Origin of the sequence: Amycolatopsis sp. NPDC089917, from assembly GCF_040684635.1 — a bacterium.
GTDB lineage: Bacteria > Actinomycetota > Actinomycetes > Mycobacteriales > Pseudonocardiaceae > Amycolatopsis.
Genome location: NZ_JBFBGL010000119.1, coordinates 1 through 10,729, shown reverse-complemented (window position 1 = coordinate 10,729; position 10,729 = coordinate 1). Strand labels below are relative to the sequence as shown.

General features: G+C 67.5%; 8 protein-coding genes. 5 read left to right on the top strand and 3 right to left on the bottom strand.

Annotation, left to right across the window (positions count from 1 at the left end):
* Positions 1 to 43 precede the first annotated feature (43 nt).
* The 3 genes from AB0N89_RS40300 to AB0N89_RS40290 form a co-directional block, all read right to left on the bottom strand.
* The gene (locus AB0N89_RS40300) at positions 44 to 622 is read right to left on the bottom strand and encodes a TIGR00730 family Rossman fold protein (protein ID WP_364216778.1); all 579 of its coding nucleotides are present in this window, start codon (positions 620 to 622) and stop codon (positions 44 to 46) included.
* Entirely contained in the window at positions 622 to 1,407 is a 786-nt protein-coding gene (locus tag AB0N89_RS40295) for a TIGR00730 family Rossman fold protein (RefSeq protein WP_364216775.1), read from the bottom strand. The genes AB0N89_RS40300 and AB0N89_RS40295 overlap by 1 nt, the downstream gene beginning before the upstream one ends.
* Positions 1,408 to 1,520: 113 nt before the next feature.
* Complete coding sequence (locus AB0N89_RS40290) at positions 1,521 to 3,383, bottom strand: glycoside hydrolase family 9 protein (RefSeq protein ID WP_364216772.1); 1,863 nt, start codon at positions 3,381 to 3,383, stop codon at positions 1,521 to 1,523.
* Positions 3,384 to 3,527: 144 nt separating this feature from the next.
* Between AB0N89_RS40290 and AB0N89_RS40285 the strand changes: the two genes are divergently transcribed.
* From AB0N89_RS40285 to AB0N89_RS40265, 5 genes are all read left to right on the top strand, one after another.
* Positions 3,528 to 3,737: a DUF397 domain-containing protein gene (locus tag AB0N89_RS40285; RefSeq protein WP_364216769.1), complete on the top strand. Its 210-nt coding sequence runs from the start codon at positions 3,528 to 3,530 to the stop codon at positions 3,735 to 3,737.
* Between the two features lie 46 nt (positions 3,738 to 3,783).
* Positions 3,784 to 5,097, top strand: a complete 1,314-nt coding sequence (locus tag AB0N89_RS40280) for a helix-turn-helix domain-containing protein (protein ID WP_364216781.1) — start codon at positions 3,784 to 3,786, stop codon at positions 5,095 to 5,097.
* Between the two features lie 282 nt (positions 5,098 to 5,379).
* On the top strand, positions 5,380 to 7,644 hold the full coding sequence (locus tag AB0N89_RS40275) for a M4 family metallopeptidase (protein ID WP_364216766.1): 2,265 nt from the start codon (positions 5,380 to 5,382) through the stop codon (positions 7,642 to 7,644).
* A 90-nt stretch (positions 7,645 to 7,734) separates the two neighbouring features.
* On the top strand, positions 7,735 to 9,333 hold the full coding sequence (locus AB0N89_RS40270; RefSeq protein ID WP_364216764.1) for a M28 family peptidase: 1,599 nt from the start codon (positions 7,735 to 7,737) through the stop codon (positions 9,331 to 9,333).
* A gap of 207 nt (positions 9,334 to 9,540) precedes the next feature.
* Positions 9,541 to 10,596, top strand: coding sequence for a chitinase (locus tag AB0N89_RS40265; protein ID WP_364216762.1), 1,056 nt, complete (start codon positions 9,541 to 9,543; stop codon positions 10,594 to 10,596).
* Positions 10,597 to 10,729: the final 133 nt, after the last annotated feature.

The window sequence follows — 10,729 nt, the reverse complement described above, 5'->3', positions numbered from 1 at the left end:
GTTAAAACCCGAAACGCCACTCACGACCAACCCGGCCCAAGCCCTACTTAGCCCACTTAGGACGCGGAGGCGGCACGTAGTCCGCGAAGCCGTCCAGGAGCGCCGAAGCGTCCGAGTCGATCGAGAGCATGTCCCGGTACCCCGCCGACAGGAAGCCCTCCGACACCATGTGGTCGGCGAACTTCAGCAGCGGCCCGTAGTACCCGCCGACGTCGACCAGCCCGATCGGCTTCTCGTGCAGCCCGAGCTGGGCCCACGTCCACACCTCGAACAGTTCCTCCAGCGTCCCCGCGCCGCCGGGCAGCGCGAGGAAGCCGTCGGACAGCGCGGCCATTTTCGCCTTCCGCTGGTGCATGTCGGCGACGACGTGCAGTTCGGTCAGGCCGGCGTGCGCGATCTCGACGCTGCCGAGTGCCTCCGGGATCACGCCGATCACCTCGCCACCCGCGGCCAGCGCGGCGTCGGCGATGACGCCCATGGTGCCGACCGAAGCGCCGCCGTAGACCAGCCCGATCCCCCGCGACGCCAGCAGCGTGCCCAGGGCACGCGCCTCGTCCGCGTAGCGCGAGTCGAAGCCCATCGACGAGCCACAGAAGACACAAACCCGGCGCGGTGCCGCCATCAGTGGGTGTCCTCCCAAGCCTGGTACGACTCCTGCACGACGCGCACGGCGTCGTCGATGTCGTCGGTGACGTGCAGCAGGTCGAGGTCCTTCTCGCCGATCTTGCCCTCGGCTAGCAGCGTCTTGGCGATCCAGTCGTACAGGCCGCCCCAGTAGTCGCTGCCGAAGAGCACGACCGGGAACTTCGTGACCTTCTTCGTCTGCACCAGGGTCAGCGCCTCGAACAGCTCGTCGAGCGTGCCGAAGCCGCCGGGCAGGCAGATGAACGCCTGCGAGTACTTGATGAACATCGTCTTGCGGGCGAAGAAGTACCGGAAGTTGACGCCGAGGTCGACCCACGGGTTCAGGCCCTGTTCGAACGGCAGCTCGATGCCGAGGCCGACGGAGAACCCGCCCGCCTCGTTGGCGCCGCGGTTGACCGCTTCCATCGCACCGGGGCCGCCACCGGTCATCACCGCGAAGCCCGCGTTCGCGAGCGCGCCGCCGATCTTGCGGCCCAGTTCGTATTCGGGGTGTTCCCGTTTGGTCCGCGCCGAACCGAACACCGTCACCGCGCGCGGCACCTCGGCCAGCGCGCCGAAGCCCTCGACGAACTCCGCCTGGATCCGCAGCACGCGCCACGGGTCGGTGTGCACCCAATCGCTCGGCCCCCGCGAGTCCAGCAGGCGCTGGTCGGTGGTGCTGCCCTGGTCACGGCGGTCCCGCCGCAGCACGACCGGGCCCTTGTGGCGCTCGATCGGACGTTCCGGGTACTGGCCGTCGGGGAACTCGCTTGTCTCACTCACCCCGCCAAGACTACGACGTCGTCACCGTCCGGAGCGGCGGCATCGCCGCGAACAGGAGTTGTCGGGTACGCGAACGCGGGGCCCGACCGGACGGACGGGCCCCGCGATCACGGTCAGGAACGTCCGGCCAAGGAGAACGCGAGCATCGCCGTCGACGTGAAGTCGATGGCCGGTTCGTTGCTCGGCCACGAAGCCAGGTCGTCGGTATAACGCGACTCGGTCGTGTCGAAGGCGTCGAACGGCTTCGTGCATTCCTTCGCCCCGGCCGGGAACGGCAGGTCCGCGAAGTGTTCCGCCCCGTTCGGTCCATTCACGACGGCGCCGTAGAGCACCTTCGCCTCACCCGCGAGGTTGGCCGCCTGGTGGTGCGGGCACTTCGGCGACGTCGTGCCGACACCGACGACCAGCGAGACTCCCCACGCGTTCGCGCCGAGGGTGAAGTTCCGCTGCTGCGAACCGAACGCCGCGTAGCGCCGGTCGCCGGTCACGTCCGCGTACAGCCGCTCGGTCGCGGCGAACCCGAAGCTCTTGCTGGCGGCGTCGAAGTCCTTGACCGACACGGCGGTCCGGAAAGGACTCTTCGCCGCGCTCGCGACACCCTCGTCGAGCTGACGGCGGAGGTCGCCGATCAGTTCCTCACGCCCGAGCGCGGCACCCGGGACGCCGTGCCGCAGGAGCTTCGCCAATTCGGCGTGCGCCAGCGCGCTGGTGTCGTACAGGTTGAGCGTGCTCTTCTCTTCGAGGTCGATGTACGCCTTCGCCCAGTGCGCCGCCTGCCGCGTCCACTCGCTCGCCCTCGGATCCCGCAAAGCCTTGCCCGCCAAGGCGAGCTGCGTCGCGCCGAGTTCCATGTCGTCCCGCCAGGACGATTCCGGGTAGTACGCGTGCGGGAACGCGGTCACCAGTTCGCCGACGTCCTCGGTCTTGGCCTGCTCGAAGACCGAGGCGGCTTCGGAGAGGTACTTCTTCGCCAGCGCGGGATTCCGCTTCGCTTCGACCTGCGCGCCGAGCGCGAACGCCGCGGCCACCCGGCCGGCGAGGTTCGGGCTGAGCGCGGAACCGCCGGGGTTCGCCGGGAAGACCGGCCGATGCTTGACGAAGTACTCGGGATCACCGGGCTTCACGTCGAGCGCGTCGTCGTCGTGCGGGTTGCGCCAGACGTCGTGGTCGCCGAGGAAGCCGAACTTGTCGCTGCCCGTCCCGATGCCGACCTGCGCGTAGAGCGTCTTGCTCTTCTGGTCCCACATCTTGTCAAGCCAGTCGAGGCCGAGCTTGACCTCCTTGGCCAGCACCGGATCGTAGCCCTCGCGGAGCACGTAGCCCAGTTCCGCCAGCGAGTACGCGGTGTTCGAGGTGAACTTGACGAAGTCGCCCGCGTCGACCCAGCCGCCTTCGACGTCGATCGGCCCGCCGATCGGCTTCAGCGGTTCGGCGATCTCGTCGCCACCCTCGCCCACGAACACCGGCCAGTCGTAGACCGTGGCCTGTTTGTCGGCCAGATGCGACGGTTTGCGGCCGAGCCTGCCGGGGATGATGTCGTCGCCGTCGCGCTGAGCCTGGAAGAACTCGTTGGTGGCGCGGACGAGCGGCGTGAAGAGCCGGTCCTTGGTGTCGATCCGGAACGTCGGCGACGTCGCCTCGGTCTCGCCGCTGACCACGATCCGGTACTTGCCCGGCAGCCAGACCTTCGAAAGGTCGAGCTGGTACACCGCCGGGTACTTCGCGTTCCAGGCACCAAGCGAGGCTCCAGTCCGTCCACGATGGACGGTCCAGCCGCGTTCGTCGACCACCGAGAACGAACCCGGCGCGCTGGACAGGAGGTAGGCGTACTTGGTTTCGGTGATGCCGTAGCCGACCTGATCGACCCGGACCTCACCTCGCACCGCCGCCGCGGCCGAAACCGCCGGAACCGTCAAACCCCCGAGGACCAGTGCCGAAACCGCGGCCACCGCCCGGGACCAGGAACTCACCATCATCGGCGCCCCGCTCCGCAATTAGTTAAGAAAGTTTCCTTTTTATGGCGCAAGACGCTAGCCCTCGGGAACCTCGCCGTCAATATGTCCGATTCGCCGGGTGAAATTCACCGGATCGGTTGCATGGTGAGCGGGTACCCGACAGACATGACCACGACCTGGCATGAGCGCCTGACCGGCTGGCACAAATCGAGCCACACCCACTGGGAGGAGAACGCCTGCGTCGAAGTCGGCACCGACGGCGCCTTCGTCGGCATCCGCGACACCAAACAACGCGAGCTCCCGGCCGAGGCCAGGCCGGTTCTCGTGGTCAGCGGGCCCGCCTTCGCCGGGTTGCTCACCCACTTGTCCGGCTGACCCCGGAAACCGGCGGGAAATCGTCTACCGTGGTCCGGTGCCGTCCATGCCGCCCGGGGCAGAACCACTCGGCGCGCGAGTCCGGCGGTTGCGCCAGGCGCGCGGGCTGACCCAGCGCGAGCTCGCCGAGCCCCGCTACGACCGCGGCTTCCTCGCCAAGGTCGAATCGGGCCGCCGCCTGCCCTCGGACGACGTGGTGTCCCACTTGGCGCGACGGCTCGGCCTGACCGCGGACGAACTCCGCTTCGGCAGGCCGCCGAGAGCCGCCAAGCAACTCACCGACGCCCTGGAAACCGCATACCGCGAGTTGCAACAGGGCGGTCTCGACGCGGCCGAACGCGAATTCAGCCGCGTGGAACACCAAGCCGCGGAGTACCGGCTACCGGAAGTCCAGTGCCACGCACGGTTCTATCTCGGCGAAGTCCACTGGCAGCGGTATGACATCCCGTTGGCGGACAAGGCTTTCGCCTACGCGATGGAACTCGCCGACGCGGCGTCGCCCCGGTTGCGAGCGATGATCGTCAACCGCGTCGCCGCCTGCCGGGCGTTGTCGGGAGACCTGGGCGCGGCGGTCGCCCTCGTCGAAACCGCGCTCGCCGGGCTTCGCGCGGCCGGCCCCGTCGATCCCGACGCCGAACTCGCGCTGGTGACCGCGCTGCTCCACCCGCTCATCGAGATGGGCGCGCTCCGTCGTGCCCGGCGGGCCGCCGAAGAAGGGCGCCGCGCCCTCGTTTCCGCCCACCGCAAGGACATCTCCGCTCGGTATCACCGGCAGGCCGCGCAGCTGTGGCAGGCGGTCGGCATGGTCGACCGCGCGGAGAAGGACCTCTCGCGAGCGCTGCGGCTGTTCACCTCCCTCGGCTACGACCGTGACGCCGCCCGCTGCCGCTGGGCGCGCGGCTTCCTGTGGCGAAGACTCGGCAAACTCGACGAGGCGCACGCCGAACTCCTGCTCGCCCGCGATCTCCTCGCGAAAGCCGGTTCCCGGGAAGGAGTGCTCGGCGCGACCATCGAACTCGCCGACGTCCGCCGACGGCAAGGGGCGCTCGACGAAGCCGCGGAACTCGCCGAAGGGATCCGCCCGCTTCTGGATCGATCCCCCGACATCGAAGCCAGAGCGGAGGTTCTCCGGTTACTGGGACTCATCGCCCGCGCCCGCGGCGATCTTCCCGAGGCGACCGCGTTGCTCGAAGAAGCCGCCACCGCACAGCAGAATTCGGAATTGCTCGGCGCGCTCGTCGCCACCTCTCTGCATTTGGGCGACACGTTGCGTGATCGCGGATTAATCGAAGAAGCGACGGCGGCCTATCGTCGCGGTGTACGCGCGGCCGCTATGTCCGATTCCGGGCCGGCGGACTGAAAACCATACGAAAGTCGCCATATATCGCGACCGGCGGGAAAATGCTTACTACACAGGGATTTCACTCTTCGCGGAATGATCTTCGCGCGTGCCACTAGGCCATCCGGCCCATTGACGCTCCCTGTGAGCAGCTCCTTTACTTTCGAACGTGTCCATCGAGATAACTCCAGTTATCCGAATGGACACGCTTCCCCGTCCCCCGCCGTGTTCCCGATCCGGTCGAATTCCCCGCCGCGCCAATGGCCCGTGCCGGGTACACGGTCCTGCCCATGGAAGGTTCCCATGACCGTTCAGCGAGGGCTCAGAACAGGGTTGGCGGCCATCGCCGGCCTTGCCCTGAGCATGACGTTCCCGGCGACCCCGGCGAACGCGACCACCGCCACCATCCAGCCCGCGAGCCCCGACGCGGTGGCCGCGAGCGCGGCCGACCAGGCCGCCTCGACTGGTGTAGACCACCTGCGGAAAGGTCCGCAGGAGAGTTTCCGCCGGGTCGGGATGACACCGGGTGGCGGAGGACTCTTCTACGCCGCTTACGAACGAACCTACCGTGGCCTGCCGGTCGTCGGCGGGGACGCGGTCGTGGTGGCCGACGGCGCCGGGCGCGTCCACGGCACCAGCGCCGCGGAGACCTCGGCGATCTCGGTCGAGACCAAGGCCAAGATCTCCGCGGCGAAGGCGACCGAGGTCGCCCGCGGTCAGCTGTCCACAGTGGACAGCGTCGTGGCGCCGAAACTCGTCGTGCTGGCGGGGAACTCCCCCAAGCTCGCCTACGAGGTCGTCGTCAAGGGCACCAAGGCCGCCGCGCCGAGCAACCTGCACGTCTTCGTGGACGGCGCCTCCGGGGCGATCCTCGACACCCGTGACGACGTGAAGATGTCCAACGTCCCCACCGCCACGAAGGCCACGTCGAACGACGTCAGCACGATGGGCGCCGGGAACAGCTACTACGTCGGCAACGTCAGCATCGACACGACGAACTCCGGCGGCACCTACTCCATGCGCGACCCGCAGCGTCCCAACATCAGCTGCAAGCCGCAGAACGGCGCGGTGTACACCGGCCCCGACGACAACTGGGGCAACGGTTCCGGCACCAACCTCGAAACTGCTTGTGTCGACACGCTCTTCAGCGTCCAGACCGAGTGGAAGATGCTCGGCGAGTGGCTGGGCCGCAACGGCATCAACGGCAGTGGCGGCGGCTTCCCCTCGTCCGTCGGCCTCAACCAGGTCAACGCCTACTGGGACGGTTCCTCGACCACCTTCGGACACTCGCAGGACAACCAGCGCCAGGCCACCTCGATGGACGTCGTCGCGCACGAGTTCGGCCACGCCATCTTCCAGACCACGCCGGGCGGCGCGGGCAGCGGCAACGAGAACGGCGGGCTGAACGAGTCCACCGGTGACATCTTCGGCGCCATCACCGAGCACTACGCCAACAACGCCAAGGACACCCCGGACTACGAGGTCGGCGAGGGCGTGAACCTGGTCGGCCAGGGCCCGATCCGCTACATGTACCAGCCGAGCAAGATCTCGGGTAACCCGAACTGCTACACGTCCTCGATCCCGAGCACCGAGGTGCACGCCGCTGCGGGCCCGCAGAACCACTGGTTCTACCTGCTGGCCGAGGGCACCGCGCCCGCGGGCAAGCCCGCGAGCCCGACGTGCAACAACACCTCGATCACCGGTCTGGGCATCCAGAAGGCCGCGAAGATCTTCTACAACGGCCTGCTGAAGAAGACCTCCGGCTGGAACCACAAGGCCGCCCGCAAGGCGACCCTGGAAGCGGCTCTCGCGCTGTATCCGAACTCCTGCACCGAGTTCAACACCACCAAGGCGGCGTGGGAGGCCATCAGCGTCACCGCGGTGTCCGGTGAGCCCACCTCGTGCACCCCGCAGGGCCCCGACTTCTCGGTCGGCGTCACCCCGGCGTCGGGCACGGTCAAGGCCGGCGACTCCGCCACCGTCACGGTGAACACCGGGACCGTCAACGGCGCGGCGCAGACCGTTTCGCTGAGCGCCAGCGGTCTTCCCACCGGGGCGACCGCGACGTTCAACCCGGCCTCGGTCCAGTCCGGCGCCTCCTCGACGCTCACCATCGCGACGTCGGCGAGCACCCCTGACGGCACCAGCACGATCACGGTGACCGGCACCGCGGCCAGCGGCACGCACACCGCGCAGTACACGCTGACCGTCGGCACCAGCAGCAACATCCGGACGTTCAGCAACGAGACCGACTACCCGATCAACGACTACGGCACGGTGAACAGCCCGATCACCTCGACCGCGACCGGCAACGCCGTGTCCCCGGTCAAGGTGACCGTCACCGGTACCCACACCTGCTCGGAGGACCTTCGCATCAGCCTGAAGGCTCCTGACGGCACCTCGTACTCGGTCAAGCCGACCGGCTACCTGCCCTGCACCGAGCTCGGTACTCGCAACTACTCGGTCCCGGTGACCAACAAGGCGGCCTCCGGCACCTGGACGCTCGTGATCTACGACGCCTACGCCGGCGACACCGGCACGCTCGACAGCTGGTCGATCACCGTCTAGCTCCCCCTCGCGCGTGAAGGACTCCTTCCCTCGGCTCCGTCGGGGGAAGGAGTCCTTCACGCAAACCCCTCCAGGAAGGACAACCCCGGCATGAAGTGGGGAAAGCGAATAGGAACGGCCGTCGTCGGCATGGCCGCCGTCCTCGGCGTCGTCACGGCGCCCGCGCAGGCGGTCACGACCGCGAACAGCAACGCCGCGCCGGACATCTCGCTCGCGAACATCAAGACGCATCTGAACGCGTTGCAGACCATCGCCAACCAGAACGGCGGCAACCGGGCCGCCGGACGGTCGGGCTACACGGCGTCGGTGTCCTATGTGTCGCAGAAGCTGCGCGACGCCGGCTACAACGTCACGCTGCAGACCTGCACCAGCTGCACGGGTTCGAGCCAGAACATCATCGCGGAATGGCCGCAGGGTGACGCCAACCAGGTCATCATGCTCGGCGCGCACCTCGACAGCGTCAGCGCCGGCCCCGGCATCAACGACAACGGCTCGGGTTCGGCCTCGATCCTCGAAGTCGCGCTGACCCTGGCCCGCGAGAACCCCACGCTGGCCAAGCGGGTCCGCTTCGGCTGGTGGGCCGACGAGGAGTCCGGCCTCCGCGGGTCCAAGTTCTACGTGAACAACCTGCCGCAGGCCGAGCGCACGAAGATCAAGACCTACCTGAACTTCGACATGATCGGCTCCAGCAACTGGGGCTACTTCGTCTATGACGACGTCGCCTCGGTCAAGGCGGTGTTCGACGAGTACTTCACCTCGATCGGCATCCAGACCGAAGGGGATTCCGAAGGCGACGGCCGGTCGGACCACGCGTCGTTCAAGAGCGCCGGTATCCCGGTCGGCGGCCTGGCGACCGGTGCCGGGGACATCAAGAGCGCCGCACAGCGGGCGAAGTGGGGCGGCACCGCGGGCGCGGCGTTCGACAACTGCTACCACCGCGCCTGCGACACGACGTCCAACATCCCGGACACGCCGCTGGAGAAGAACAGCGACGCGATCGGTTACGCGCTCTGGAAGCTCGCCGTCGGCGCGCCGCAGGGCAACGACTTCTCGCTCGGCCTCTCCCCGACGTCCGGCACCGTCCAAGCAGGACAGTCGGCGACCGTCACGGTCAACACCACGACGACTTCCGGTGCGGCGCAGGCGGTCGCGCTGAGCGCCAGCGGTCTTCCCGCCGGGGCGACCGCGACGTTCAACCCGGCCTCGGTCCAGTCCGGCGCCTCCTCGACGCTCACCATCCAGACGTCGGCGGACACTCCCAACGGCACCAGCACGATCACGGTGACCGGTGACGGGGCCTCGGTGGACCGCACGGCGCAGTACACGCTCACCGTCGGCAACGTCAGCGTGCGCACGTTCACCAACGGCACGGACTACCCGATCGCCGACTACGCCACGGTGAACAGCCCGATCACGTCCAGCGCGACGGGAACGGCGACGTCGCCGGTGAAGGTTTCGATCACCGGTACCCACACCTGCTCCGAGGACCTTCGCATCAGCCTGAAGGCTCCTGACGGCACCTCGTACTCGGTCAAGCCGACCGGCTACCTGCCCTGCACGGAACTCGGCACCCGCAACTACTCGGTCCCCGTGACCAACAAAGCCGCTTCCGGCACTTGGACGCTCGTGATCTACGACGCCTACGCCGGCGACACCGGCACGCTCGACAGCTGGACCATCACCGTCTGACCATCCGAATGACGAGGGCCATCTCACGAGGACACCCGGCCTCGTGAGATGGCCCTCGTGCGTGAGAACGAATTCCGGACAACCTTTCGATATCTGGTCTAGACCACCCGATCGTCGGTAGCGGGGCCCGGTCATCGCGACCTATGTTGAGCCGAACGGCCGCTTCCTGTTGTTCGTTCACAACCGCTTTCGAGATGGGAGCTGGGTATGTTCGGTCGCGTCTCACGTCTGCTCGCGATCACCGGCGCGGCGGTACTCGCCGTCACCACGCTGGTCGTCCTGACCCCCGCGCAAGCCTCGACGGACGCCGAGGTCTGCGCGGTCAAATCGAAGCCCGCGGGCAAGGTCCTGCAAGGCTATTGGGAGAACTGGGACGGCGCTTCGAACGGCGTCCACCCGCCGCTCGGCTGGATCCCGATCACCGACGCCCGTATCAAGTCCAACGGGTACAACGTGATCAACGCGGCCTTTCCGGTCATCCTGTCCGACGGAACGGCAAAATGGGAGGATGGGATGGACGCGACTGTGAAGGTCGCGACCCCGTCCGAAATGTGCGCCGCCAAGGACGCGGGCGCGACGATCCTGATGTCCATCGGCGGCGCCACCGCCGGGATCGACCTCAATTCGTCCACCGTGGCGGACAAATTCGTCTCGACCATCGTGCCGATCCTGAAGAAGTACAACTTCGACGGGATCGACATCGACATCGAAACCGGCCTCACCGGCGGCGGGAACATCAACACGCTTTCCGCGTCGCAGAAGAACCTCATCCGCATCATCGACGGCGTGCTCGCCGCGATGCCGTCGAACTTCGGGCTCACCATGGCGCCGGAGACCGCGTACGTCACCGGCGGCAGCGTCGTCTACGGCTCGATCTGGGGCGCGTACCTGCCGGTCATCAAGAAGTACGCGGACAACGGCCGGCTGTGGTGGCTGAACATGCAGTACTACAACGGAAGCATGTACGGCTGCTCCGGTGACTCGTACCAGGCCGGGACGGTTCAGGGCTTCGTCAAGCAGACGGAGTGTCTCGACAAGGGCCTGGTGATCCAGGGCACGACGATCCGCGTCCCCTACGACAAGCAGGTCCCGGGGCTGCCCGCGCAGGCCGGTGCCGGTGGCGGTTACATGTCGCCGGGCCTGGTTTCCCAGGCGTACCGCGGTATTCCGGGACTCAAGGGCCTGATGACCTGGTCGATCAACTGGGACGGTTCGCGGAGCTGGACGTTCGGGAACAACGTGCGGTCGCTGCAGGGCCGGTGAGCCAGGGGGCGGGTCTCGTGAGTGGTAAGTGTCGTTCCAACGACATGTCTGAGTTCAGGACATCGTGAACAGTTGATGTTTCAGGACATCGTGAACACTTGACCGGCCTGTCGGCGTGGTGACCAGGGGGTTC